Here is a 25,419-nt window from a genome sequence, read left to right as displayed (position 1 = left end):
GAGGCGGTGGATGCCCGGGTCAAGCCCGAGCATGACGGAGGAGAGGTGCCGGGGCTTGTTAAGCGGCCGGCTGCTTGGTCTTGCGCAGATACGGCAGCACCGTGTCGAAGGCGCCGAAGCGGGTGATGGCGTCCTCGTTGGACACGCCGGCGGTGATGATCACGTCCTCGCCCTGCTGCCAGTTGGCGGGCGTCGCCACCTGGTGCTTGCTGGTGAGCTGGATCGAATCGATCGCGCGCAGGATTTCCGCAAAATTGCGGCCCGTCGTCATCGGGTAGGTGAGGATCAGCTTGATCTTCTTGTCCGGGCCGATGACGAAGACCGAGCGCACGGTGGCGTTGTCGGCGGGCGTGCGACCTTCCGAGCTATCACCGGCGGCGGCCGGCAGCATGTCGTAGAGTTTCGCGACCGCGAGGTCCTTGTCGCCGATCAGCGGATATTCGACGTCGAAGCCGGTGGCGGTGCGGATGTCGTTCTTCCACTTGCCGTGGCTTTCGACCGGATCGACCGAGATGCCGATGATCTTGACACCGCGCTTGCGGAATTCGCCTTCGAGGCCGGCCATGGCGCCGAGCTCGGTGGTGCAGACCGGGGTGAAATTCTTGGGGTGCGAGAAGAGCACGGCCCAGCCGTCGCCGATCCACTCATGGAAACCGATCGTGCCGGCGGTGGTTTCGGCGGTGAAGTCCGGAGCGATGTCGTTGATGCGCAGGCTCATGGGTTTCTTCCTCTCTATCGTGACCGCAGGCGAGGCGCCCGCGAAAATATATCCCGGCGGTAGATAGACCGAAAAATTTGCCTTGCCTATAGCGGCACGCCGTCGCTGCCGGTGGTCTGGCAAGCGCATCTTTGCGCCGATCGCGCCCATTGCAAGAAGCCGTTCGGCCGTTGCCCGCGGCTGCGCCAATCCGTTCTCCGGAAGTGCCCGCGAAAGGGAAGACGATTTTATTTCGACTGGTGCGGCAAATCGCGCCTCATTCGCCGATTTCGGCCCGCCCGCTCGTGAGATCGACGATCAGCCGCCCGGTCTCTTCCGCCTTCTCGGCCGGCACGCGGAAGGAGAGGCGTGCGCCCGTATCGTGATAGGCCTCGTCGTCCATCACCAGGCCCGGCAGGGCGGCAACCCGCGCCTTGACCAGCGCCAGATCGGAAAAGCCGAGCGAGACGGAAAGCGCTGCCCGCTCGACATATTCCGTCTTGGCGGCCGCGCGCAGGCAGAGCGCCGCCGTGCCGCCATAAGCGCGGATGAGGCCGCCACTGCCCAGAAGAATGCCGCCGAACCAGCGCGTGACGACGACAAGCGTGCGATCGATCGCCTGCCCGTCGATCGCCTGCAGGATCGGTTTTCCCGCCGTGCCGCTCGGCTCGCCGTCATCGCTGAAGCGATAGGCCTGGCCGACCCGCCAGGCCCAGCAATTGTGGGTGGCCGCCGTGTCGGAAACCTCCGCCAGCCGCGCCTTCGCCTCCATCTCGGTTTCGACCGGACAGGCGATCGCGCGGAACCGGCTCTTGCGGATCTCCTGCTCGAAAGTCTCGGTCTGGTCCAGCGTGTACAAGCGGCGGTTTCCGGTGGCGTTGAACCTGCCTCGTACCCCTTCGGTGCCCCTCGCATCAAGGGCGGAATAGAGCACCAATTCTATAGACTATTGACAGCCGCCACGATTCCGCCATGATGTCTGCCGGGACGTTAATCGGAACGGGAGCTTTGCATGATCTACCTCGGCGGCGTGACGCTCGGTTACTTCAACCTCTACCCGGTCGGCTTCCAGCCGAAGGAAGAACAAGTTGCGCGCGAAGAGACGCCATGCGCCGTATCGGAAGAGCGCCTGCCGCTCGAAGGCAGCCGGCTTTCCTCTTCCCGCCGCCCCGTTCAATGGCCGCTGCACGTCTTCTTCTGACGGCAGATTGCGGCCGACTGTGGAAAATCGTCTATGATTTCCTGCGGTCGCTGAAAAATCTCAGAAGGAAAGCACGGCTTCGACGCCGATGCCGCGGATTTCGCCGGTCGGCCTGTTTGCCGGGTCGAGGCCGGCACAGGGCTGAAGCCGAACGGCCTTCACGCCGCCCGGCGCTAAGTGAAACCAGTTGTCCGACGGCAGGAAACCCTCGGCCTCGATCGCGACGGACTGGGCAAAACGGTCCGCGGACATATCCAGCACCCAACCCTCCGCATCCTGCCGCAGCGTCGCCGTAACGGCGGCCGCGAACATCGCCTCGGCCCGGCCACGCGGAAAATGAAACGCCTCCGAGACCACCGTTCCATGCGCATCGATCAGCCGGCCGACCGTCACGTCATGCGACGGCGGGCCGAAGCGGAAGGCATAGGTCGTGTCGAAGAAGGCGCCGAAGAGTTTTGTCGCCGGCAGCGTCAGCGCGGAATGCGGCGCGAGCGCAATCTCCTGACGACCGCTGACGACCGGCCGGCGGCCATGGCGCAGGCAGGAAAGCTCCAGCACCAAATGCCGTTCATCCGCACCGTCGTTGATCGCATGCACGTCAAGCCCATTGGTGCCCTCGTCGGACAGCACGATCTGCACCGGGCGGAAGGCGCGCCGCAACGCATGCCAGGCGGATTTCGGCAGGCCGGTCGCGTCCACGATGCCCCAGCCGGCGCCGGGCAGCAGATCCTGAAACGTCCAGACCAGCGCGCCGTTGCAGGTGGACTGCGAACGGCGCCATTCTGCAAAGGTCGCCTCCATCACGTCGGCCACGACGGCGCGGGAGAGATCGAGATAGCGGGCGGGGTCCTCGCGGCGCAGGCGCGCTGGATCGTGGCCATAGAGCAGGCCGAGATAGTGGTCGCGCACGTCCTCGAAATCCCAGGAGGCACCCCGGTCGCGCGGCACGCGGGCCTTCCAGCGCGGATCGTGCACGGCGGGCACCGGTAAATGGGCGTCCAGCGTCTGCTGTTCCGGTACATTGGCGAAGGCGAGGCTTTCGGCGGAAAAGCGCACTTCGGCCCGGCGCGCATCCTCCAGCGGCCGGCAATAGGCGCCGACACCGTAGTAGTGCGTCACGCCGGCATTCGGCGAAAAGGGCATGGCGCCACCGCTCGGCGAGTTTTCGACATAGGGCACGTCGGAGCGGTGCTTGACCACCAGCGAAGGCAGGATTTCGCGGGTCAGCGGCCCGGCCCACGAGGCTTCCGGCAGGCCGAGCATCGCCGCCTGCTGGTCGATCTCGCTTCCGCCGCACAGCACGGCGAGCGATGGCGAGGCGGCGGTCGCGTCGAGGAACTGGGAGACTTCCCGGTGCACGTTCTCCGCAAAGACAGGATCGTTCGCCGGGTAATCGAAATTGGCGAACTGGAAATCCTGCCAGACCATCAGCCCGAGCTCGTCGCACAGCGCAAAGAAGTCCGGCGTCTCATAGGCCATGGTGCCGCCAATGCGCAGCATGTTCATGTTGGCGTCCGCGGCAAGTTTCAGCAGCGGTTCGTAGCGCTCGCGATTGCCGGGAAGATCGACGATATCGGCCGTGGTCCAGACGGCGCCGCGGCAGAAGATTTTTACGCCGTTGACGAGGAGGGCGAAGTCCCGCCCGTCTGCGCCGCGGTCGATTGCGATACGGCGGAAGCCGGTGCGGCCGATTGCGTGGCGCTTGCCGTCCGCGACGAGGGAGACGTCGTGCAGAACGGGCTCGCCATGCGTGCGCGGCCACCAGGCTGCGACATCGGGAATCGTGAGGCGGGCGTTGAAAACGCCTTCGCCATCGGGCACGGCGACAGCAGTTGCGCCCGCGCATTCCACCGTCGGCGGGGTCGCGTTGTCGAAGCTGAAGCGAACGTCGAGGTGCCCGGCGCCATCCTCCTCGAGGCGCGCGGAAATTCGGATATTGGCAGGAACGCTTGGCGCAGGCCGAGAGAGACGCACGGGACGCCAGGGACCGGCGGCATGAACTTCGGGGCACCAGCCCGGCATGCGGCCGAGCAGCGTGGTGCGCACGAGGCGCAGGCCCTGCGGCGTGATCATCTGCGGCCGCCAGCGGGCGCGGGGGCCGCGTTTTTCCAGGTGCGGTTTCAGCGCGCGGAAGCAGAGGGCGAGGCGGTCGTTGCCGGTGAGCGTGACGGGCAGGGTGTGACGGACAAACATGCTGTGGGAGGACAGCACCAGTGCGCCGTTCCACCAGACCTCGGCAATCGTGGCGAGGCCGTCGAAATGCAGGACAGCCTTCCCTGACGCCTCGGCGAGGTCGAGCACATACCAGGCGTCGAGATGATCGAGCGGCGCGGGCGCCGTGCGGTCGAAGCGGCCGGCACGTTCCAGCGCACCGGCGACAGTGCCGGGCACGGGGGCGTCGATGACATCGGAAAAGGCTTCGAGCGCCGCAGGCTCCGCGGCGGCGCCAGCCGGCGTCAGGATCATGCGCCAGCCGCTCGAAAGATCGTTTCCGGTCAAGGGCATCCTCCGTCAGCCGATGCGGGCGGCAAGCGTCGCCATCAGCCTGTCCCAGGCTTCGATAGCTGGATCGAGCGCGGTCGCCAGCGGTTCGAACTTGCGGCGCGTCACGGCGCGGGCGATCTGGAACTGCACGGATTTCGCCGTCTCGGAAATTTTTCGCGCGGCCTCGGCGGCCTCGGTGAGGCTGCCATCGGGCGCGATCCAGTCGAGATGGCTGCCGGCAAGCTCGAAATTCGCACCGAGCTGGCGCAGCGTGTTGAAGGCATATTTGTGGAAGAAGCCGAAGGGGCGATCCGCCACCGCCTCCACCTGCTTTGGAAAGACGCTCGCGAAAGCCGCGACCGGGTTTGCCTCCGGGCGCCGGGCGAAATGGATGGCGAGCAGGCGCCTGGCTTCACGGCGGAGATGCACCTCGTCCGGCCGCTTTTCCGGGAATTTGGCGAATTCCGTATAGGGCAGGAAGGGCAGCTCGTCGGAGCCGTCGTTCAAGTGGAACAAGCCGTCGAAATCCGCACCCTCCAGCCGGAAGAAGCCGGCATTGTGAAAATAGTCGAGCCGCTTGTTCTCAAGATCCAGCCGGTTGATCGCCACCGTCGTCTTGCCATGCTCTTGGCCATAGGCGACGCCGCGGGTATCGGGCATGTAAAAGCTGTCCATCTCGACGAGGCAGAGGCGGCCGCGCGCGATCTGGGTCGCGACATGGCTTTCCACGCTGTCGAAGATGGCCAATTCCGTCGCGCGAATGCCGTAGAGGCTTTCGAGGTCTTCCAGCGGCACCTTGAAGAAGGTGAACTGGTCGCCCTCGAAATCCTGGGTCAGGGAAAACCCGAGCATCGCCTCCGGCGCGGTTCCGAAGGCGTTCAGCACCTCGATCCAGAGATCGACATAGCAGTTGGTCTCCGGCCACATGCGCTCCGCATCGTGCAGCGCGTGCGGCCGGTAGGTCTCGGGATCGGCCCCGGCGAAGACGGCGGCCATGCTTAGTCCTGGTATCCCAGCACTTTGCGGACCTCTGCCGGCCACAGGGCGATATCGAGGCCGTGGCGGGCGAAGAGCGCGAGCGCGATGCGTTCCAGGCCGAAGCCGACGCAGGCGGTGTGCGCGACGTCGCCGTTTTCGAGGTTCAGGCCCCACTTGGCGCCAAAAGCATCCTGGTGGTAGTTGAAGCTCATGCAGGCCGTCGGCTTGGCGGCCGATGTCACGGGGATCAGCAGCTCGAACTTCAGGTTCTGGTCGCGCTGGTTGTTGGCGAGCATGCGGCCGGCGCGGCCGAAGAACGGGTCGTTCGCCACGTCCATCGTCACGTCGAGGCCGACCTTGGCCATCATTTCGAGGCCACGGTCCATCCAGGTCTGGCGGAATTCGGTCACATGATCCTGTGTGCCCATGCAGACATATTCGCGCATGCGGAACAGCTGCTGCCGGGCCGGATCGTTCGAGGGTTCGTGGCGGAAGCAGTAGGATTGCAGGTCGTAGAGGCCACCCTTAGCCGGCAAACGGCCGCGCTTGGCGATCGTCGGATATAGGGGGTAGCAGGCGGCCGGCGTCAGCACGATATCGGTCGGCTTCTGGTCCTTCATCCAGTCGCCGCCGACTTCCATGCATTGCAAGAGGCTCATATGGTCGAGTTCGCCGCCGCAGAAGCTGTGCACGGTGCCGGCGAGCTGCGGGAAGCTCTTCATGTAGCCGGACGTCTCGAAATGCGCGCGGTTCATGCCCGGCGGAAAGCGCATGGCCTCCGCGCCGTCGGCGCCGCCATAGGCGTCGATCAGCCGCTCGAAGCGGGCGATGACGTCCTCGAAGGCGCCGCTGCGGCCATAGAGGCCTTCCACGCCGGTATCGATGAGCAGGCCCGAATCGAAGAGCCTGTCGAGAAGAGAGGTTTGCATGTCCATCGGTTTCACCCCGTCAGGCTGGTGTCTTGTTTGTGAACGAGCAGCAGGTTCGACGTATTGCCGAGAATGCGGTCGTTGGAGATCATGAGCTGGGCCGAGTGCGCATCGCGCAGGTGCCGGCCGAGGCTGAAGGGCGTACCGTTCTTGTAGCCCATGATGCCGCAGATCAGCATCGCCTGGTTGATGATCGTGAGGACCGTTTCCGAAGAGGCGATCTTCACGTTGTTCATCGCCACCGCAAAGCCCATGGAGGACAGCTTGTCCGGATCGGCCTTGGCGGCTTCATATTCCTTGAGCCCGGCGATCGTGTTCGATTTGACGAGCTGGAGCAGGTTCGAGGCTTCCGCAAGGCGCAGCGCGCCGGGCGGTGCCACACCGGGGCTCTTGCGGGCGGCAGCGCGCACGAAGGCCTGGGCGCGCGAAACCGCGTTGACCGCGATGCCGTACCACACGCCGCTCCACAACAGGTGCGAGGTGGCGAGCATCGACTGCGCGGCGATCTCGGCGAAGGGTTTGGGAAGGATCTGTTCCTTCGGCGCCTCGCCCTTAAAGAGCCAGCCGTCCGAGCAGGTGCCGCGCATGCCGAGCGTGTCCCAGACATGGGTCCGCTCCAGCGTGTACTGGTCCTTCGTGAAGACGGTCATGACCTGGTCGGTCGAGGCGGCGTCGGCATGGGCGCGCGACGTGATGAGGATCGCGTCGGCATGCGCGCCGTAGGAGATGACGGTCGCATCCTTGGTGAGCCGGCAGGTATCGCCGTCGATCTCGATCGCGCAGATGCTGTTGCGCAGGTTGCCGCCGATGCCGCCCTCGGTTGTCGCCGAGGCGAGCAGCAGCTGTTCGTCTGCGACACGGCGCATGAAGGCGGAATGCCAGGCGCTGTCGGCGCCATGCGTGACGAGGCTCGAAAGCTTGATGTGGTGCATGGCAAAAACCATGGCGGCGGCCGAGCAGCTCTGGCCGAGAAGCGAACAGGCCTCGGCGATCTCGGAGACGCTCGCATCCTCGCCGCCGAGGCTGGCGGGAATCTGGATCGACAGCAGCCGTTCGGCGATCATCGCGTCGACGGCTTCCCGCGGGAAACGGCCCCTGGCGTCCACGTCGTCGGCATGCACTGCGGCCACGGCGGAGACGCGCTGGGCGCGTTCCGCGAAGCTCGTACCGACGGTCATGGTCATTCGGCGGCCTCCGCGCTGCCGGTCAGGCCTTCGACCGCCCGCGTGATCGCGGCGATGCTCTGGAAGGACTTGCGGTTCAGGAGATTGTCGGGGAACTCGACGTCGAAGGCTTCCTCGATGCCGAGCATCACCTGCACGGAGGCGAAGGAGGAAAGGCCGGCCGCATAGAGATCGGCATCGTCCGAAAGCTGATCGACCGGAACCGGGAGGGCGCCGTGTTTTGCCAGGATGTCACGGATCTTCTGCTTCATGTCGCTTTCTCCATCGTTTTCATGTGCCGGCCGGACAGCGGGCTCTTGGCGTATTCTTCCCAAAAGGCATAACCGACGGTTGATAAGATCGGCTGAAAGGACATGGATAAGATTTCGTGAAGCGCGCTGGAGGGGTGCATCAAGGTGGCGCGACCCATTGTGAAGCTTCATGAAGGAAGATCGAAGAGCCCCGGTTTTCCAAGGCATTGCGCAGGAGTGGGAGTGTTGCGAAACGGTACGCTTCAGCGCTATTGAAGCTCTGTTAGCCATAATCGCAAAGCGTGTGGGACAAGGCGAAATTCAGGCTGGTGGAAAGGGTCAGGGCAGCGCAGGGCAGCTTCCGGGCTTGGCCGGCAGCTCGCCGCCGGCGACAAGGGCCGCAAGTTGCGGACGGTCGCCGTCGGCGGTCGGCTGGATGTTGAGCGGTTCGGTCGCCGGCCACCAGTCACCGCCCGCCCAATAGGTCCAGCCGGTCCAGACATCCTGTTCCTTGCCGACAAGCGCCGTCATGCGGGCCAGGCCATCCAGGCAGGCCTGGTCGGCCGAGCCGCCGAATTCGCCGAGGAAGCCGCGCTTGCCGTTGCGCTTCAGCCAGTCCGTGAAGCGCTCCAGCGCCGTCACGGCATCGTCCGCCCGCTCGCAGGTCGTCGCCTTTCCGGAAAAGTCGCTGTCCAGGTACTGGTGCACCTCATAGGCGTGGTTGTCGGCCGGGTCTGCGATGCCGAGCATGACGGTGCCGTTCGCGCCACCCTCGCGCTCTACCTCCCAGCTGTGCGCGCCTGTCCAGACCGTTCCCGGCACCAGCACGAGGTTTTTTGCGCCCGTCTCGCGGATGGCGGCTATGGCGGCATTGGCGGAGGCAAGCCATTGCGTGGCCGGCACGTCGTGCGGCTCGTTCATCAGGCCGAACTGTACGCCGCCGTCGTCCTTGTAGTCCTCGGCAAGCCGCTGCCAGAAATCGGCAAACGCGCTGTCCGGCACCGCGGCCGAGCCGATCGGATTGTCGCCGTAATAGGCGTAGTTGTGCGGGTCGAGGATCACGATCTGGCCGGCGGCGCGCAGCGCCTTGATCGTATCGGCGAGCCGCTTGCGCTCCGCCTTGTCGAAGCCGCGGTTGAGGCGGGGTTGCAGCCGCTCCCACTTGAAGGGCAGCCGCACCGCATTGAATCCTTTGCCGGCGAAATAGGCGATCGTTTGCTTCGAGGGGTAGGTGTAGTCCTTGTCGTAGGTGCCGCGCCCCTTGCCGAACTCGGCGCCGGCGAGATTGATGCCGCGCAGGCAGCCGGCGTTGGCCTCGATGGGAATTGCAATGGCCACCATGGCTGCCGCCAGTCGAAAGAGTGCCGTCGCGCCGGATGGGGATCGCATGCCTTGTCTCCGTTTCGGCGCGCGCACCGGTTCGTCCTGCTCGCGCCGATCAAGACTCCGACGATCTTAAGGCAGCGTTAAGGCAGCGCTTCTTTGGCGAACAGGATTAAGAGATTGCAAGCGCTGGTCCACAAGGTTAGAGGCGAAGGCAACTGCCCGCCGACCTCTTTCTGGTCCGACAACAGGTTGCATTTCATGACTGCGTCCGAACAATCCGCTCCTCGGTCCGCCGGCACCCGCCATCCGCTGCGCGTGCTGTTCTCTCTCGTTCGAGAGGAGAAGGGCCGCGTGCTGAGGGCGGTCGCCTCGTCGATCATCAACAAGATCTTCGACGTCATGCCGGAAATCCTCATCGGCATCGCGCTCGACGTGGTGGTGCGCGGCAAGGATTCCTTCGTGGCGCAGGTCGGCATCACCGATCCGGTGCACCAGCTGACCCTGCTCGGCATCGCGACTTTCCTCATCTGGTTCGGCGAATCCCTCTTCGAATACTTTTATCAGATCCTCTGGCGTGGCCTGGCGCAGGACGTGCAGCATCGGCTGCGCATCCTCTGTTATGATCACGCCCAGCACCTTCCGACGAGCTTTTATGAGGAGAACCGCTCGGGCGATCTGGTTGCGGTTTTGAACGATGATATCAACCAGCTCGAACGGTTCCTGGATCGCGGCGCCAACGAGCTGATCCAGACCTTCGCCGCCGTCATCCTCGTCGGTGCCGTGTTCTTCATCGTCAGCCCGCTGATCGCGGTCATCGCCTTCACGCCGGTGCCGGCGATCATTGCCGGGGCCTTCTGGTTCCAGCGCCGCGCGCAGGCCCGCTATGACGCGGTGCGGGCGCGGGCCGGCGGTCTGGGCGCGCGGCTCACCACCAACCTGCAAGGACTCCAGACGATCCGCGCCTTCGGGGCCGAAGCGCGCGAGACGGCGGCGCTGACGAAGGAAAGTCTGGGTTACGTCGAGGCGAACCGCGCGGCGATCCGCGTCTCCTCCGCCTTCATCCCGATCATCCGCATGGCGATCCTGTCCGGCTTTCTCGCCACCTTCCTGATCGGCGGCTGGCTGACGCTGTCCGGCCAGATGCAGGTCGGCGCCTACGGCCTGCTCGTTTTCCTGACGCAGCGCCTGCTCTGGCCGATGACGGGCCTGGCCGAAATCGCCGACCTCTACGAGCGCGCCATGGCCTCGACGCGCCGCATCCTGCGCCTGCTCGACGAGCCGCGCGGCGAACCGCATGGCGACCACGATGCAAAAGTCTCCGGCCGCTTCGAGATCGACCATGTCGGCTTCCGGTATGCGACGAGCCCCGGCGGCGTCACCGACATCAACCTCGCGATCCGGGCGGGCGAGACGGTGGCGCTGGTCGGCCCGACCGGCAGCGGCAAATCGACGTTGATCAAGCTGCTCGGCCTGTTCATCCGTCCGCAGAAGGGCCGCATCCTGCTCGACGGCGTGCCGCTCGCTGATTGGTCGGGCGAATGTCTGAGGAAAAGCATGGCCTGGGTGCCGCAGGAGGTGACGCTGTTTGCCGGCTCGATCGCCGACAACATCGCTTATGGCAGGCCGACGGCGAGCCGTGATGAGGTCGAGGCGGCCGCACGGCTGGCGGAGGCCGATGGCTTCATCCGCGAGCTGCCGGACGGTTATGAAAGCCAGATCGGCGAATACGGCCAGAAACTCTCCGGCGGCCAGCGCCAGCGCATCGCGCTCGCCCGCGCGCTGCTGATAGACCCGGCGATCCTCATCCTCGACGAGGCGACGAGCGCGGTGGACAACGAGACGGAAGCCGCGATCCAGCGCTCGCTTGCGAAAATGAAGGGCAAGCGGACTGTGATCCTCGTGGCGCACCGGCTCAGCACCGTGGTGCATGCCGATGCGATCCATGTGATGGATGGCGGCCGGATCATCCAGTCCGGCTCGCATGACAGGCTCGTCGAATGTCCCGGGCTTTACCGCACGCTGTGGAATATCCAGACGGGGCATGCGGAGATGAACGAGACGGCCTAACTGCCCCTCAGTGCGCCTCGTCCCAGTTGACCGCGGCGCGTGCATCCACCTTCAGCGGCACCTTCATCGAGAGCGCCGGCATCGAGGCATTCTCCATGATGTCGACGATGACCGGGATCGTCTTCTCGACCTCGCCGTCCTCGACCTCGAAGATCAGTTCGTCGTGCACCTGGAGCAGCATGCGGGCGGAGAGGCCGGCTTCTTCCAGCGCCGGTTCGATCTTGATCATGGCGCGGCGGATGATGTCGGCGGCGGAACCCTGGATGGGCGCATTGATCGAGGCGCGCTCGTTGAAGGCGCGCACCGACGGGTTGGACGACTTGATCTCCGGATAATGCGCCCGGCGGCCGAAGATCGTTTCGACATAACCGTTTTCACGCGCAAAGGCCTTGGTGGAATCCATGTAGTCCTTGATGCCCGGGAAACGCTCGAAATATTTCTTGATGTAGTCGCCCGCTTCCGAACGCTCGATGGAGAGCTGGTTGGCGAGGCCGAAGGCCGAGATGCCGTAGATGATGCCGAAATTGATCGCCTTGGCGCGGCGGCGCACTTCCGACGGCATGCCCTCGACCGGCACGCCGAACATTTCCGACGCCGTCATGGCGTGAATGTCGACGCCGTCGGCAAAGGCCTGCTTCAGCTGCGGAATGTCGGCGACATGGGCGAGCACGCGCAGCTCGATCTGGCTGTAGTCGGCCGAGACCAGCTTGTTGCCGGGCGTCGAGATGAAGGCCGTGCGGATTTTCCGGCCTTCCGCCGTGCGCACCGGAATGTTCTGCAGGTTCGGATCGGACGAGGAGAGGCGGCCGGTCGTGGTTGCGGCGAGCGCGTAGGACGTGTGCACGCGCTTGGTCTCGGGATGCACGAAGCCGGGCAGCGCGTCGGTATAGGTGGATTTCAGCTTGGTGAGCTGGCGCCAGTCGACGATTTTCCGCGGCAGGGGAATGCCCTGCGCGGCGAGGTCTTCCAGCACCTGCGCGGAGGTCGACCATTGGCCGGTCTTGGTCTTCGAGGCGCCGGGCAGGCCCATCTTGCCGAACAGAATGTCGCCGAGCTGTTTTGGCGAGCCGATGTTGAAGCGCTCGCCGGCAAGCTCGTAGATTTCCTCTTCGAGGCCGGCGGCACCCTGTGCCAGTTCGCCGGAGAGGCGTGAGAGCACCTGCCGGTCGATGGTGATGCCGCGCTCTTCCATGCGCGCGAGCACCGGCACCAGCGGGCGCTCCAGCCGCTCGTAGACGGTCGTCATGCGGTTGGCGGCAAGGCGCGGTTTCAGCACATGCCAGAGGCGCAGCGTCACGTCGGCATCTTCCGCCGCATAGGCGGTGGCGCGGGAAATATCGACCATGTCGAAGGTCTGCGCGCCCTTGCCGGAGCCGGCGACCTCCTTGTAGGAGATCGGCTTGTGGCCGAGCCAGCGCTCGGAGAGCGTGTCCATGCCATGCGTGCCGGCGCCCGCATCGAGTGCGTAGGACATCAGCATCGTATCGTCGAAACCCTGCACGGTGATGCCGTGGCGGCGCATGACGAGATAGTCGTATTTGAGGTTCTGCGCGACCTTCAGGACCGAGGCGTCCTCCAGCAGCGCCTTGAGGCGCTCCAGGGCCGCGCGGATCGGGATCTGTCCCTCGGCAAGCCCGCCGCCCAGAAGGTCGCCGACGCCCGTCTTGTGGTTGAGCGGCACGTAGCAGGCGCGGATCGCCACGCCCGTCGGGTCCTTGGCGTTGCTCGCGATCGCCAGCGAGACGCCACAAAGCTCCGCCTGCATCGGGTCGAGCGAGGTCGTCTCCGTGTCGAAGCCGACGAGGCCGGTCTCGCGCGCATCCGCAATCCAGCGGTCGAGCGTTTCCAGGTCGCGCACCGTCTCATAGGTGGAATGGTCGATCGGGGCGGTGGAAAACCGCTCGGCCCGTGCCGTGGCAAGCGCCGATGGCGTCGCATCGCCGGGGCTCGCGGTGGGCAGCAGCGTGGAGGCGGCCTGCGCTGCCGTCTCATTGCCGTCCAGCACCAGTGCGGGACCAGCGACATCGCCCTTGTCGAGGTCCGGGCCGTGCGCCTCCGCACCCCATTCGACAGGCACGTCCGCAGCGTCGATGGCACCGGCATCGCAGTCGCAGGCTTCGGCGACGCGCCGCGTCAGCGAGGTGAATTCCATGGCCTTGAGGAAGGCGATCAGCCTCGGCCCGTCCTGCGGATGCAGCACCAGCTCGTCCAGCACCGTGTCGAGCGGCGTATCCGTCTTCAGGGTGACGAGCTGGCGGGAGAGCAGCACGAGCTCGCGGTTCGTCACGATGTTCTCGCGACGCTTGACCTGCTTGATCTCCTCGGCGCGCGCCAGCAGCGTGTCGAGGTCGCCATATTCTTCGAGAAGCTGTGCCGCGGTCTTCGGGCCGATGCCGGGAACGCCCGGCACGTTGTCGGTCGAGTCCCCCGTCAGCGACTGGAGATCGATCATCTTTTCCGGCGGCACGCCCCATTTCTCGATGACCTCGGGAATGGAGATCTGCTTGTCCTTCATGCTGTCATACATCGAGACGTTCGCCGTCACGAGCTGCATGAGGTCCTTGTCGGAGGAGACGATGGTGACGTCGGCACCGTCGGCTTCGGCAAGGCGGGCATAGGTGGCGATCAGGTCGTCGGCCTCGAACCCTTCCTTCTCGATGCAGGGCAGGTTGAAGGCGCGGGTCGCATGGCGGATCAGGCCGAATTGCGGGATCAGGTCTTCCGGCGGCGCCGTGCGGTTCGCCTTGTAGAGATCGTAGAGCTCGTTGCGGAACGTTTTCGAGGAATAGTCGAAGATCACGGCGAAGTGGGTCGGCGTCACGCCCACGTCGGTATTGCGCGCATCCTTCAGGAGCTTCCACAGCATGTTGCAGAAGCCCGAGACGGCATTGACCGGCAGCCCGTCCGATTTGCGGTTGAGCGGCGGGATGGCGTGGAAGGCGCGGAAGATGAAGCCGGAGCCGTCGACGAGGAAGAGATGATCACCTTTTTTCATGGGGTGAATGGATAGCGCGGGCCGCTTTCCGCGTCCATCTTTGATTGCGGTTCCGGGGGCGTTTCAAGGGGCCGAAAAGGCTCACGCGAACGTTACCAATTTGTAATTTTCGCCGCCGCCCGAAACCCTTGAAAAGCCACATTCGGACCCACAAATATTACCCAACGGCACCTGATCAAGCCGTTGTCTGGCAACCGGCCTGTCCCCCGCCGCGCCAGACAAAGGACAAAGGCCTTATCCCCCTCTCCGGGCCTTTGTCCAACATTCGAAGAAGCCGCCGCGACAAGCCTCCTGTCGTCGGCGGCTTCTCGGTTTCAGGCACTTGTCTTGCCCGTGATCCTTGCCCCTGATCCTTGATTGTCTTCCATCGAAAACCGGCATAGCCTCCGGTCATGGACTTTGACCGGACGGAGTCGGCAGCATATCTCGCCAATCTCCTGGCGAAGGCGGCGTCCCGCACCCTTCAGGCGCGGGCGGACGGCTGCGGCTTTGCGCCCGGCCAGTTCCCGGTCCTCCTGGAACTGTGGAGCGGCGACGGCCTCACCCAGCGCGAACTTCTGGACAGGCTCGACATCGAGCAGGCGACCATGGCCAACACGCTTGCCCGCATGCAGCGCGACGGCCTCATCTCGCGCCGCCGCCACCCGAAGGACAAGCGCGCGCAACTGGTCTTCCTGACGGCGCGCGGCAAGGCGCTGCGCGAGACGGCGATGGAGGCGGCGAGCGCCACGGAAGACGCGCTCTTCCAGGGTTTCCGCCGCTTCGAGCGCGAGCTGCTGCTGGAATATATGCGCATGGTTCTTGCCAATCTCGGCCGCGAACCGCGGGTCTGAAAGTCGCAGAATCGTCATACGATTTGCCCTCCCTGATGCGATCGGTCTAATGTCGCGGCGAGTTTCGCAAGGATTCGACCATGACCAATATTCTGCCCGTCCTCGATCGCGTCAGCGCCGGCATTCCGGCGAGCCTCGAACGCATGTTCGAACTCGTGCGCATCAAATCCATCTCCACCGATCCGGCCTACAAGGCGGAGTGCCGCCGGGCGGCCGAATGGCTGGTGACGGAGCTGCGCACGCTGGGCTTCGACGCGACGGTGCGCGACACGCCCGGCCACCCGATGGTCGTCGCCCATCACGATGGCGCAAGGCCGGACGCGCCGCATGTGCTGTTCTACGGCCATTACGACGTCCAGCCGGTCGATCCCATAGACCTCTGGGACCACGATCCCTTCGAGCCGGCGGTGCGCGATGCCGGCGACGGCCGCCGCATCATCACCGGCCGCGGCACGTCCGACGACAAGGGCCAGCTCCTGACCTTCGTCGAGGCCTGCCGCGCCTACAAGGATACGCTCGGCGCGTTGCCCTGCCGCGTCACGATCCTGTTCGAAGGCGAGGAGGAGTCCGGTTCGCCCTCGCTGAAACCTTTCCTCGAGGCCAATGCGGCGGAACTCAAGGCGGATTTCGCCCTCGTCTGCGATACCAGCATGTGGGACGCCGATACGCCGGCGATCTCCGCGGGCCTGCGCGGCCTTGTCGGCGAGGAGGTCGTCGTCAAGGCGGCCGACCGGGATCTGCATTCCGGTTACTTCGGCGGTGCCGCCGCAAACCCCGTCCACATTCTCGCCAACATCCTCGCCGGCCTGCATGACGAGACCGGCCGCATAACACTCGACGGTTTCTACGACGGCGTCGAAGAAACCCCGACGCAGATCAAGGCGGCCTGGGAAAAGCTCGGCAGCTCGTCCGAAAGCTTCCTGGGCGAGATCGGCCTGTCGATCCCCTCCGGCGAAAAGGGCCGCTCGGTGCTGGAACTCACCTGGGCGCGCCCGACCGCTGAAGTGAACGGCATCACCGGCGGCTACACCGGCGAAGGTTTCAAGACAGTCATCGCGGCGGAAGCCTCGGCCAAGGTTTCCTTCCGCCTGGTCGGCAAGCAGGATCCGGCAAAGATCCGCGACGCTTTCCGCACCTATGTGCGGGCAAAAATCCCGGCCGATTGCTCCGTGGCGTTCCATGCCCATGGCGGTTCGCCGGCGATCCAGCTTCCCTACGATTCCGCATTGCTCGGCAAGGCGAAGAACGCGCTCTCCGACGAATGGCCGAAGCCCGCCGTCGTCATCGGCATGGGCGGCTCCATCCCGATCGTTGGCGATTTCCAAAAAATGCTCGGCATGGAATCCTTGCTGGTCGGCTTCGCGCTGTCGGACGATCGCATCCATTCGCCGAACGAGAAATACGAGCTGCGCTCCTTCGAGAAGGGCATCCGCTCCTGGGTGCGCATCCTCTCGGCGCTCGCGGCCCGCTGACCAAGATGTGATGATGCGGTTGACCGGCGTTAACGGTACGGAACGGAAATGCTGGTCAACTGGTTAAACAAGGACCACGTCGCGGACAGGCGATGACAGGTCCACATAATGGGGCCCGGGTGAAGGGGAAGGAACGGCATGGCGGCAGAGGGACGGATTGCGAGAGAGCCTTGCTGCTCAGGCGATGGGGCGCCGCGGGCAGGGGATAAGGCAGGATGAAGCGGCTGAAAAAGTTCTTCTGGCCGCTCGTCAGCACCGCCGCGATCATCCTGTCGATCTATATCCTCTACAAGGACCTTCGGGGCCTTTCGCTCGATGAGTTCATGGCAAGCATCAACGCGATTCCGCTTTCCGGCTGGATTCTTGCCTGTCTTGCCACGCTCGTGGCCTATGCGGCGCTCGCCGCCTACGACCATCTGGCGCTGGAGCATATCGGCCACCGCATCTCGCTTTGGTTCATCACCATCACGTCCTTCACCACCTACGCGCTGTCGCACAATATCGGCGCCTCGGTGTTTTCCGGCGCGCTGGTGCGCTACCGGGCCTATACGTCGAAGGGGCTGACAGGTTCGGAGGTCGGCGTTCTCGTCGCCTTCTGCTCCTTCACCTTCGCGCTCGGCACCTTCGTGCTGTTCGGCCTCGTGCTGGTGCTGGAGCCGGCGATCATCGAGCGTTTCGCCGATTTCCTGCCGATCGAGGCGGCGCTGTCGACAGGCTGGCTGATCCTCGCGCTGGTTGCGCTCTATGTGGTGGGAAGCCTCGTCGGCTTCCGGCCGGTCCATACGCGCTGGCTGCGGCTGGAATATCCCAAACCCTCGCTGGTCTTCCGCCAGCTCGTCATCGCGCCGATCGAGCTGATCGGTGCGGCGGCGATCATCTATTTCGTGCTGCCGGCGGAGGGCAATCCGGGCTTCTTCATCGTGCTCGGCATCTTCCTCGCCTCCTTCTCGGTGGCGCTGCTGTCGCACGCGCCGGGCGGCATCGGCGTCTTGGAACTGGTCTTCATCGCCGGCCTGCCGGACATGGACCCGGCAACGGTGCTGGCGGCGCTTGCGGTCTTCCGGCTGTTCTACCTGATCATCCCGTTCATCATGGCGCTGGTGATCATTCTCATCTTCGAAAGGCAGCGTTTCCTGGCCCGTCCCGGTAATGGCGAAGACTGAAGCCGCCACTTGTTTCGGTTCATCTCGCATTCATTCGAATTGTTTCATGCTGTCATCCGTATTGATCACTGTAGTACAGTGACTATTCAAGGGAGACCGACATGAAGACAACGATCAAGGGCGGCATTGCCGCCGCCATGGCCGTCGCCATGTTTGCCACGACCTTCGTAACGGCGCCGGCCTTCGCCATGCCGATGACGAAGGTCGGCGCTTCGCAGGCATCCGACGTCGTACAGGTTCAATATCGTCGCGAACGGCGCGGCTGGTACGGCGGCCATCGCGGCTACCGTTACGAGCGTCGTGGCTATCGCCGTCATTCGGATGGCTGGTGGTACCCGCTGGCGGCTTTCGGCGCCGGCGCGATCATCGGCGGCGCGATCGCCAATGACGGCTATTCCCGGCCGCGTTACGAGGGCATCAACCCGCGCCACACCGAATGGTGCTATGCGCGCTACCGCTCGTACCGCGACTACGACAACACCTACCAGCCGAACTATGGCGGCCGCCGCCAGTGCCTCTCGCCTTACTATTGAGGTCTTTTCCCGGGCGGTCCTAAGGGCCGCCCGCTCTCTTTAAATTCAGCGGGGGCGTGTTCACCGCTTCTTAACCACCCCTTAAATCGCCGCATTTAAGGTTCACCCGACGGCGATATTTTTGAGGGTGTACCCGACCGCTTATGGCAGCCAATCGCAAATCCCAGCGCATCGAACCGTCCTTCCAGGGATCGGGAGGCCGCGACGACGATTTTCACGTCGGCGCCGGGGATCGCGTGGCGGGTAGCGGCGGCCGCAAGGGGCGTGGCAAACCGCCAAAGGCCGAGCGGTCCCGGCGTGGCTCTGGCGGGCGCCGGCAGGCCTCCGGCGGCGGCATCTTCGGCCTGTTCCGCCGGCTGTTCTACTGGTGCGTCGTGCTGGGCATCTGGGGCGCCATCGGCGTCGGCGGTCTCGTGCTCTATTACGGCGCGCGCATGCCGAGCGCTACCAGCTGGTCGATCCCCGACCGGCCGCCGAACATCAAGATCCTCGCCGTCAGCGGCGATGCCATCGCCAACCGCGGCCTCACCGGCGGCGAAGCGCTGTCGCTCGAAAACATGTCGCCCTATATCCCGCAGGCCGTCATCGCCATCGAGGACCGGCGCTTCTATTCGCATTTCGGCATCGATCCGCTCGGCCTTGCCCGCGCCATGCTCACCAATGTCACGACCGGCCGCATGGTGCAGGGCGGCTCGACGCTGACGCAGCAGCTGGCGAAGAACATGTTCCTGTCGCCGGAGCGCACGCTGGAGCGCAAGGTGCAGGAAGTGCTGCTCGCCTTCTGGCTGGAGCACAAATATTCCAAGGACCAGATCCTTGCGATGTATCTCAACCGCGTGTTCTTCGGCTCGAATTCCTACGGTGTCGAGGCCGCCTCGCGGCGCTATTTCAACAAGTCGGCGCGCGACGTGAATCTGGGCGAGGCCGCCCTTCTCGCCGGTCTCCTCAAGGCGCCGTCCCGCCTCTCGCCGGCGCGCGATCCGGAGGCGGCGGAAGCCCGCGCCCAGGTCGTGCTCGGCGCCATGCGCGAAGAAGGTTTCGTTACCGACACCGAGATCAAGACCGCGATGTCGCAGACGCCGGCACGCGCAAAAAGCTACTGGTCGGGTGCCCAGCATTACGCCGCCGACATGGTCATGGCGCAGCTGCCCGGCATGATCGGCGATATTACCGAAGACCTCGTCATCGACACGACGATCGACCTCGACCTCGAAAAGAAGGCCGACGAGGCGCTTACGACTCTCCTGGACAAGGAAGGCGCCAAATCCGCCGCCTCGCAGGCCGCCCTCGTCTCGATCGACGGCACGGGCGCGATCCGCGCGCTGGTCGGCGGGCGCGACTATGCCGAAAGCCAGTTCGACCGCGCCTCCAAGGCCAAGCGCCAGCCGGGCTCCGCCTTCAAGCCCTTCGTCTATGCGGCAGCGCTCGAGGCCGGCCGCTCCCCGCTCTCGGTGCGTAACGACGCACCGGTCAGGATCGGCAAGTGGACGCCGGAAAACTACGACCAGAAATATCGCGGCGAGGTGACGCTCTCCTCCGCGCTCGCCAATTCGCTGAATACGATCGCCGCCCAGCTCGTCATGGAAGTCGGCCCGGACGAGGTCATCAAACTCGCCCGCAGGCTCGGCATCGAATCGGAGCTGCAATCGAACGCCTCGATCGCGCTCGGCACGTCTGAAGTGACGCTCGTCGAGCTGACGGCCGCCTACGCCCCCTTCATGAACGGCGGCTACAAGGCGACGCCGCACATCATCCGCCGCATCTCGACGGCCGAGGGCAAGGTGCTCTATGAAAACACCTACGACAACCCGCCCCGCGTGCTGGAGCCCAACATCGTCTCCATGATGAACGGCATGATGATGCGCGTCATCACCGAGGGCACCGGCAAGAACGCCCGCATCCCCGGCTGGCCGGCCGCCGGCAAGTCCGGCACGACCCAGTCCTTCCGCGACGCGCTCTTCGTCGGCTACACCAGCAACCTGACGACTGGTGTGTGGTTCGGCAACGACGACGGCAAGTCGATGAAGAAGGTGACGGGCGGCGGCTTGCCTGCCAAGGCTTTTAGCAGCTTCATGACGGCCGCCCATGCCGGCCTCAGCCCGTCGCCGCTCTTCGGCACGGCCGGCGGCGACCAGCCGGTTGTGGACGCGACCGAACCCGCGCCGGAAGGCGACCAGCTCTTCGACATCATCTCCCGCACGCTCGGCACCGATGGCGACAACACCCGCGACGTCGCCGCCGAACAGACGGGCGCAGTCCCGCTCGACGACGGCCTCGTTCCGCCCGCCGACGTGGGCGAGCAACGGCAGACGGGGACGCGGCGCACGACGTTGCTGGATGTGCTACTGGGAGGGTGAGGACGTCGGCGCGTTCGCCGTGCCTTCTTGGCTTAACCCCAAGCGACGATCACGTTCTCAGGTTCTCTTGGGTGATCGATCCAGACGCGGATTCGTGTTTTGACCGTAGGCACCGATAGACTAGCAAACTCGGGCTCGTTGGCGTCGAAGAAGACAAGCCTCTTATCGGGTGTGTTAAGAATGCCATCGAAGGTAGGCGGTGTCGGCATGGTGATTTCCGATGCTTCGCCAACGGTAAAATGCGTGTCACCGTCATCCCAATATGTACACGGAATGCTGATGCAGTCCGAGGTATGAGGGATGATTTTTTCCCTGAAGTCGTAGGGTACATCGCGGATGTCGCGGCTTGCCAAGTAAACGCTATTGTATTCGGGTGCGATGCTAAAGCGGAGAATAGCCATTTTAAAGCTTTCCACCCTTTACGAGCCCGCCTTGCGAGTTGCTGCATGGAAGACAGTGAGGATATATGCGTGTAGGCGTGCCCAGTGAAGTCGGCATCTGGTGATCTCCTACGTATTTTCCACTCTTGGTTCCTGGTATCTTTGAACCACATCTGTGGCAGCCGAACTTGCGACCGATTCGATTGATTTCTTCACGTTGGGCTTGTGTAAGCCGGCGGCCATCGACTGGTGCCGGTATCCATTCTGACGCAAATGGTCCGGGTCCGACACGTTTGGCGGTCAACTCATATACTCGAAAATATGCCTCCCTCGCTATCGCTTCATTCGCCCGGATTGCCCCTTCAACAGATTCGTAGAGCTGCGACGGTGGCTTCCAGTTGGGGTCGATTTTTCTGACGGTCCGAAGTGCCTCCTGCATCCGGCCCGCACTGACCGCCAGCCGTGCCTCTTGCGCGGGCGTGACGGCTTGCCATCTGCCGAGGATACGGACTTGTCCCCCGCCTCGCGGTCCGCGACGGCTGACGAGTATTGGCCGGCTTTCGGAACCTTCGCCGACCCATTGTCCACCGTCGGGATTTCCTGCGGGAACGCGCGGTTGTTCGGGGCGAAAGCCGGCCTTCAGTCGAAGGGGCAGGGCCAGCGCACGGAGTTCGACGGCGAGCGCCGCATATCGGTAGCTTGATTGTAGAAGAGTGGAGATTCTTTATTTTCGAGATTGCGCCCACAGTTTTGCTTCTGATCTGCAAAGAACCTCAAGCAAAGCAGCAGGCCGGATCCAACCCGCTTGAATGGGTCGGACGACGACGCCTGATCGCACCGTTCGGCTTGACGCCCGCGGGGAACCTCACCACATTGCGTCTCGCAGACGGTTCACCCTTCTCATAGTGCTGATTTTGCGAGCTTTGCGGCTCCGCAATGTCTTGCAGTCGTCTGGAGGGGTCCTTATATACGCCGCAAGGCTTCGGCTAAGGCTCAAGCTTTCGTGAAGACCATACCATTAGGGGCTGCCAACTGAATGCCTGAATGGGTTCCGGCAGTTCGCTTGAAGGAGAGAATGACATGGCTAAAGTAATCGGTATCGACCTGGGAACGACCAATTCCTGCGTTTCCGTCATGGACGGCAAGGACGCGAAAGTGATCGAAAATGCCGAAGGCGCGCGCACGACCCCGTCGATCGTCGCCTTCAACGATGATGGCGAGCGCCTGACCGGCCAGCCGGCAAAGCGCCAGGCCGTCACCAACCCGGAAAACACCCTGTTCGCAGTGAAGCGCCTCATCGGCCGCCGCTACGACGACAAGCTCGTCGAGAAGGACAAGGGTCTCGTCCCCTACAAGATCGTCAAGGGCGACAATGGCGATGCCTGGGTGGAAGCCCACGGCACGGGCTATTCCCCCTCGCAGATCTCCGCAATGATCCTTCAGAAGATGAAGGAAACCGCCGAATCCTACCTCGGTGAAAAGGTTACCCAGGCGGTCATCACGGTCCCGGCCTACTTCAACGACGCGCAGCGCCAGGCAACCAAGGATGCCGGCAAGATCGCGGGTCTTGAAGTTCTGCGCATCATCAACGAGCCGACGGCTGCAGCCCTCGCCTACGGCCTCGACAAGAAGGACGGCAAGACCATCGCCGTCTACGACCTTGGCGGCGGCACGTTCGACATCTCGGTGCTCGAAATCGGCGACGGCGTCTTCGAAGTGAAGTCGACCAACGGCGACACCTTCCTCGGCGGTGAAGACTTCGACATGCGCCTGGTCGAGTACCTGGCGGCCGAGTTCAAGAAGGATCAGGGCATCGACCTGAAGAATGACAAGCTCGCCCTTCAGCGCCTCAAGGAGGCGGCTGAAAAGGCCAAGATCGAGCTGTCCTCCTCGCAGCAGACCGAAATCAACCTGCCGTTCATCACGGCGGATGCCTCCGGTCCGAAGCACCTGACGATGAAGCTGTCGCGCGCCAAGTTCGAAAGCCTGGTCGACGATCTCGTCCAGCGCACCGTCGCGCCCTGCAAGGCAGCCCTCAAGGATGCCGGCGTCACGGCGGCCGAGATCGACGAAGTCGTTCTCGTCGGCGGCATGAGCCGCATGCCGAAGGTGCAGGAAGTCGTCAAGCAGCTGTTCGGCAAGGAGCCGCACAAGGGCGTCAACCCGGATGAAGTGGTCGCCATGGGCGCCGCCATCCAGGCCGGCGTTCTGCAGGGCGACGTCAAGGATGTCCTGCTCCTCGACGTGACCCCGCTGTCGCTGGGCATCGAAACGCTGGGCGGCGTCTTCACCCGTCTGATCGAGCGCAACACGACGATCCCGACCAAAAAGTCGCAGACCTTCTCGACCGCCGAAGACAACCAGTCGGCCGTGACCATCCGCGTCTCGCAGGGCGAGCGCGAAATGGCTGCGGACAACAAGCTGCTCGGCCAGTTCGACCTCGTCGGCATTCCGCCGGCCCCGCGCGGCATGCCGCAGATCGAGGTCACCTTCGACATCGACGCCAACGGCATCGTGCAGGTCTCGGCCAAGGACAAGGGCACCGGCAAGGAGCACCAGATCCGCATCCAGGCCTCCGGTGGCCTCTCCGACGCCGACATCGAGAAGATGGTGAAGGACGCCGAAGCCAACGCCGAGAACGACAAGAAGCGCCGCGAGGGCGTCGAGGCGAAGAACCAGGCCGAAAGCCTTGTCCATTCGTCGGAAAAGTCGCTCAAGGAATATGGCGACAAGGTTTCGGAAACCGATCGCAAGGCCATCGAGGATGCCATCGCCTCGCTGAAGACCGCCGTCGAAGCCTCGGAACCCGATGCCGACGACATCAAGGCAAAGACCAACACGCTCATGGAAGTCTCCATGAAGCTCGGTCAGGCGATCTACGAGGCCCAGCAGGCCGAAGAGAGCGCGTCTTCCGGTGAAGCCGGCGACAATGTCGTCGACGCGGACTATGAAGAAGTCAAGGACGAGGACGACCGCAAGAAGTCGGCCTGAGCCTCCTTAAGAAACCGGCCGCCCCAAGCGGCCGGTGCAACGGATAGCAAAAGGGCGGAAGTCAGCGCGAAGGGAACAAGGCCAAGATGATCACTCCCGTTGCAAGCGGTGACGATGTCCTGGTCTTGTCTTCGCTCCGGCTTCCGCCTTTTTGCGTGTCTGTTTTCCAGCACAGGCTGAAGGCAAGCTTGTTCATCCATAACAAGAAGACCGTTCCACTGAAACGGACGTGAACCCGAATGGCAAAAGCTGATTTTTACGAGACGCTGGGTGTCTCCAAGACCGCCGACGAGAAGGAGCTGAAGAGCGCCTTCCGCAAGATGGCGATGAAGTATCACCCGGACAAGAATCCGGGCGATGCCACGGCCGAGCAGACGTTCAAGAACGTCAACGAGGCCTATGAGACGCTGAAGGACCCGCAGAAGCGCGCAGCCTACGACCGTTACGGCCACGCTGCCTTCGAGCAGGGCGGCATGGGCGGCGGCGGCGGTGCCGGCTTCCAGGGCGGCGGCTTCTCCGATATTTTCGAGGACATCTTTGGCGAGATGATGGGCGGCGGGCGCCAGCGGCGCTCTGCCAGTGGCGGGCGAGAACGCGGCGCGGACCTGCGCTACAACATGGAAATCTCGCTGGAAGAGGCCTATGCCGGCAAGACCGCGCAGATTCGCGTTCCGACGTCGATCACCTGCGACGTCTGTTCCGGCTCGGGCGCAAAACCCGGCACCAGCCCGAAAACCTGTGCCACCTGCCAGGGTTCTGGCCGCGTGCGGGCAGCGCAGGGTTTCTTCTCGATCGAACGCACCTGCCCGACCTGCCACGGCCGCGGCCAGACGATCAGCGATCCTTGCACCAAGTGCCACGGCCATGGCCGCGTCACGGAAGAGCGTTCGCTCTCGGTCAACATTCCGGCCGGCATCGAGGACGGCACGCGCATCCGGCTATCCGGCGAAGGCGAGGCGGGCGTGCGCGGCGGACCGGCGGGCGATCTCTACATCTTCCTGTCGGTGAAGCCGCACGAGTTCTTCCAGCGCGACGGCGCGGACCTCTACTGCACGGTGCCGATCTCGATGACGACGGCCGCCCTCGGCGGCACCTTCGACGTGGCGACGCTGGATGCCACCAAGTCGCGCGTGACGGTGCCGGAAGGCACCCAGGCGGGCCGCCAGTTCCGGCTGAAGGGCAAGGGCATGCCGGTGCTGCGCTCCGCGCAGGTCGGCGACCTCTATATCCAGATCCAGATCGAGACGCCGCAGAAGCTCACCAAGCGCCAGCGCGAATTGCTCAAGGAGTTCGAGGAGATTTCGTCGAAGGAAAACAATCCGGAATCCGCCGGTTTCTTCGCGCGGATGAAGGAATTCTTCGAGGGCTGACGGCCTCGCACGGAGACTTCGGGCCTCTCCTCCGTCATGATCGGGCTTGACCCGACCATCCACGCCACACCCGCCGATGGATCCTCGCGTCAAGCCCGAGCAACTGTGTTGTGAGATGTCAAGACAGGAACGCTCTGTTGTCCCTCACGGCTGCATTGAGGGCGACGAGGAGGCGTCTTGCGATGGCGATGATGACGAGCTTGGCTGGTTTGCCCTTGTCGCGCATGGC

The 25,419-nt window shown here is 64.1% G+C and carries 19 protein-coding genes; 9 read left to right on the top strand and 10 right to left on the bottom strand.

Annotation, left to right across the window (positions count from 1 at the left end; all coding sequences use genetic code 11):
• Window positions 1-58 precede the first annotated feature (58 nt).
• Together VGN93_RS22835 and VGN93_RS22830 are read right to left on the bottom strand one after the other, a co-directional pair.
• On the bottom strand, window positions 59-718 hold the full coding sequence (locus tag VGN93_RS22835) for a peroxiredoxin (RefSeq protein ID WP_327509297.1): 660 nt from the start codon (window positions 716-718) through the stop codon (window positions 59-61).
• 256 nt (window positions 719-974) lie between these two features.
• Window positions 975-1,556: a YigZ family protein gene (locus VGN93_RS22830; protein WP_327509296.1), complete on the bottom strand. Its 582-nt coding sequence runs from the start codon at window positions 1,554-1,556 to the stop codon at window positions 975-977.
• Window positions 1,557-1,709: 153 nt separating this feature from the next.
• Here VGN93_RS22830 and VGN93_RS22825 point away from each other — a divergent pair, with 153 nt between their 5' ends.
• Entirely contained in the window at window positions 1,710-1,898 is a 189-nt protein-coding gene (locus VGN93_RS22825; protein WP_319322964.1) for a hypothetical protein, read from the top strand.
• Window positions 1,899-1,958: 60 nt separating this feature from the next.
• Here VGN93_RS22825 and VGN93_RS22820 read toward each other — a convergent pair whose 3' ends face one another.
• From VGN93_RS22820 to VGN93_RS22795, 6 genes are all read right to left on the bottom strand, one after another.
• Window positions 1,959-4,364: a glycoside hydrolase family 2 protein gene (locus tag VGN93_RS22820; RefSeq protein WP_327509367.1), complete on the bottom strand. Its 2,406-nt coding sequence runs from the start codon at window positions 4,362-4,364 to the stop codon at window positions 1,959-1,961.
• Window positions 4,365-4,409: 45 nt separating this feature from the next.
• On the bottom strand, window positions 4,410-5,378 hold the full coding sequence (locus tag VGN93_RS22815) for a DUF1839 family protein (RefSeq protein WP_327509295.1): 969 nt from the start codon (window positions 5,376-5,378) through the stop codon (window positions 4,410-4,412).
• A gap of 2 nt (window positions 5,379-5,380) precedes the next feature.
• Complete coding sequence (locus VGN93_RS22810) at window positions 5,381-6,295, bottom strand: amino acid--[acyl-carrier-protein] ligase (protein ID WP_327509294.1); 915 nt, start codon at window positions 6,293-6,295, stop codon at window positions 5,381-5,383.
• A 5-nt stretch (window positions 6,296-6,300) separates the two neighbouring features.
• Window positions 6,301-7,473, bottom strand: a complete 1,173-nt coding sequence (locus VGN93_RS22805) for an acyl-CoA dehydrogenase family protein (protein WP_327509293.1) — start codon at window positions 7,471-7,473, stop codon at window positions 6,301-6,303.
• Window positions 7,470-7,724: an acyl carrier protein gene (locus VGN93_RS22800; protein ID WP_327509292.1), complete on the bottom strand. Its 255-nt coding sequence runs from the start codon at window positions 7,722-7,724 to the stop codon at window positions 7,470-7,472. The genes VGN93_RS22805 and VGN93_RS22800 overlap by 4 nt, the downstream gene beginning before the upstream one ends.
• Before the next feature lie 318 nt (window positions 7,725-8,042).
• Window positions 8,043-9,092, bottom strand: a complete 1,050-nt coding sequence (locus VGN93_RS22795; RefSeq protein WP_327509291.1) for a glycoside hydrolase family 5 protein — start codon at window positions 9,090-9,092, stop codon at window positions 8,043-8,045.
• 195 nt (window positions 9,093-9,287) lie between these two features.
• Between VGN93_RS22795 and VGN93_RS22790 the strand changes: the two genes are divergently transcribed.
• Window positions 9,288-11,096, top strand: a complete 1,809-nt coding sequence (locus VGN93_RS22790) for an ABC transporter ATP-binding protein (RefSeq protein WP_327509290.1) — start codon at window positions 9,288-9,290, stop codon at window positions 11,094-11,096.
• Between the two features lie 7 nt (window positions 11,097-11,103).
• Here VGN93_RS22790 and polA read toward each other — a convergent pair whose 3' ends face one another.
• Window positions 11,104-14,091 carry a DNA polymerase I gene (gene polA / locus VGN93_RS22785; protein ID WP_327509289.1) on the bottom strand — a complete coding sequence of 996 codons (2,988 nt, stop codon included), beginning with the start codon at window positions 14,089-14,091 and terminating at the stop codon, window positions 11,104-11,106.
• 392 nt (window positions 14,092-14,483) lie between these two features.
• Between polA and VGN93_RS22780 the strand changes: the two genes are divergently transcribed.
• From VGN93_RS22780 to VGN93_RS22760, 5 genes are all read left to right on the top strand, one after another.
• On the top strand, window positions 14,484-14,924 hold the full coding sequence (locus tag VGN93_RS22780) for a MarR family transcriptional regulator (RefSeq protein WP_319322948.1): 441 nt from the start codon (window positions 14,484-14,486) through the stop codon (window positions 14,922-14,924).
• Window positions 14,925-15,004: 80 nt separating this feature from the next.
• The gene (locus VGN93_RS22775; RefSeq protein WP_327509288.1) at window positions 15,005-16,396 is read left to right on the top strand and encodes a M20/M25/M40 family metallo-hydrolase; all 1,392 of its coding nucleotides are present in this window, start codon (window positions 15,005-15,007) and stop codon (window positions 16,394-16,396) included.
• A 215-nt stretch (window positions 16,397-16,611) separates the two neighbouring features.
• Window positions 16,612-17,559 carry a lysylphosphatidylglycerol synthase domain-containing protein gene (locus tag VGN93_RS22770; RefSeq protein ID WP_327509287.1) on the top strand — a complete coding sequence of 316 codons (948 nt, stop codon included), beginning with the start codon at window positions 16,612-16,614 and terminating at the stop codon, window positions 17,557-17,559.
• A 101-nt stretch (window positions 17,560-17,660) separates the two neighbouring features.
• Window positions 17,661-18,092, top strand: a complete 432-nt coding sequence (locus tag VGN93_RS22765) for a BA14K family protein (protein WP_413818705.1) — start codon at window positions 17,661-17,663, stop codon at window positions 18,090-18,092.
• 143 nt (window positions 18,093-18,235) lie between these two features.
• The gene (locus VGN93_RS22760; protein WP_327509286.1) at window positions 18,236-20,449 is read left to right on the top strand and encodes a transglycosylase domain-containing protein; all 2,214 of its coding nucleotides are present in this window, start codon (window positions 18,236-18,238) and stop codon (window positions 20,447-20,449) included.
• Between the two features lie 32 nt (window positions 20,450-20,481).
• Here VGN93_RS22760 and VGN93_RS22755 read toward each other — a convergent pair whose 3' ends face one another.
• Window positions 20,482-20,850, bottom strand: coding sequence for a hypothetical protein (locus tag VGN93_RS22755; RefSeq protein ID WP_327509285.1), 369 nt, complete (start codon window positions 20,848-20,850; stop codon window positions 20,482-20,484).
• A 1,059-nt stretch (window positions 20,851-21,909) separates the two neighbouring features.
• On the opposite strand from VGN93_RS22755, the gene dnaK reads away from it, so the two are divergent.
• Together dnaK and dnaJ are read left to right on the top strand one after the other, a co-directional pair.
• Window positions 21,910-23,820 (top strand): molecular chaperone DnaK, encoded by a 1,911-nt coding sequence (dnaK, locus tag VGN93_RS22750; RefSeq protein ID WP_319322939.1) that lies wholly within the window; start codon window positions 21,910-21,912, stop codon window positions 23,818-23,820.
• 239 nt (window positions 23,821-24,059) lie between these two features.
• Window positions 24,060-25,190: a molecular chaperone DnaJ gene (dnaJ, locus tag VGN93_RS22745; RefSeq protein WP_319322937.1), complete on the top strand. Its 1,131-nt coding sequence runs from the start codon at window positions 24,060-24,062 to the stop codon at window positions 25,188-25,190.
• Window positions 25,191-25,419: the final 229 nt, after the last annotated feature.

The organism is Shinella sp. (assembly GCF_035998705.1).
Classification (GTDB): Bacteria; Pseudomonadota; Alphaproteobacteria; order Rhizobiales; family Rhizobiaceae; genus Shinella.
The sequence above is the reverse complement of the archived record's forward strand: the minus strand, read 5'-3'. Positions and strand labels throughout refer to the sequence as shown.

Bases quoted from the DNA above. Each gene is read 5' to 3' on its own strand.
- VGN93_RS22835 (WP_327509297.1), bottom strand. From the start codon at position 718: ATGAGCCTGCGCATCAACGACATCGCTCCGGACTTCACCGCCGAAACC.
- VGN93_RS22825 (WP_319322964.1), top strand. From the start codon at position 1,710: ATGATCTACCTCGGCGGCGTGACGCTCGGTTACTTCAACCTCTACCCG.
- VGN93_RS22820 (WP_327509367.1), bottom strand. From the start codon at position 4,364: ATGATCCTGACGCCGGCTGGCGCCGCCGCGGAGCCTGCGGCGCTCGAA.
- VGN93_RS22815 (WP_327509295.1), bottom strand. From the start codon at position 5,378: ATGGCCGCCGTCTTCGCCGGGGCCGATCCCGAGACCTACCGGCCGCAC.
- VGN93_RS22810 (WP_327509294.1), bottom strand. From the start codon at position 6,295: ATGGACATGCAAACCTCTCTTCTCGACAGGCTCTTCGATTCGGGCCTG.
- VGN93_RS22805 (WP_327509293.1), bottom strand. From the start codon at position 7,473: ATGACCATGACCGTCGGTACGAGCTTCGCGGAACGCGCCCAGCGCGTC.
- VGN93_RS22800 (WP_327509292.1), bottom strand. From the start codon at position 7,724: ATGAAGCAGAAGATCCGTGACATCCTGGCAAAACACGGCGCCCTCCCG.
- VGN93_RS22795 (WP_327509291.1), bottom strand. From the start codon at position 9,092: ATGCGATCCCCATCCGGCGCGACGGCACTCTTTCGACTGGCGGCAGCC.
- VGN93_RS22790 (WP_327509290.1), top strand. From the start codon at position 9,288: ATGACTGCGTCCGAACAATCCGCTCCTCGGTCCGCCGGCACCCGCCAT.
- polA (WP_327509289.1), bottom strand. From the start codon at position 14,091: ATGAAAAAAGGTGATCATCTCTTCCTCGTCGACGGCTCCGGCTTCATC.
- VGN93_RS22780 (WP_319322948.1), top strand. From the start codon at position 14,484: ATGGACTTTGACCGGACGGAGTCGGCAGCATATCTCGCCAATCTCCTG.
- VGN93_RS22775 (WP_327509288.1), top strand. From the start codon at position 15,005: ATGACCAATATTCTGCCCGTCCTCGATCGCGTCAGCGCCGGCATTCCG.
- VGN93_RS22770 (WP_327509287.1), top strand. From the start codon at position 16,612: ATGAAGCGGCTGAAAAAGTTCTTCTGGCCGCTCGTCAGCACCGCCGCG.
- VGN93_RS22765 (WP_413818705.1), top strand. From the start codon at position 17,661: ATGAAGACAACGATCAAGGGCGGCATTGCCGCCGCCATGGCCGTCGCC.
- VGN93_RS22760 (WP_327509286.1), top strand. From the start codon at position 18,236: ATGGCAGCCAATCGCAAATCCCAGCGCATCGAACCGTCCTTCCAGGGA.
- VGN93_RS22755 (WP_327509285.1), bottom strand. From the start codon at position 20,850: ATGGCTATTCTCCGCTTTAGCATCGCACCCGAATACAATAGCGTTTAC.
- dnaK (WP_319322939.1), top strand. From the start codon at position 21,910: ATGGCTAAAGTAATCGGTATCGACCTGGGAACGACCAATTCCTGCGTT.
- dnaJ (WP_319322937.1), top strand. From the start codon at position 24,060: ATGGCAAAAGCTGATTTTTACGAGACGCTGGGTGTCTCCAAGACCGCC.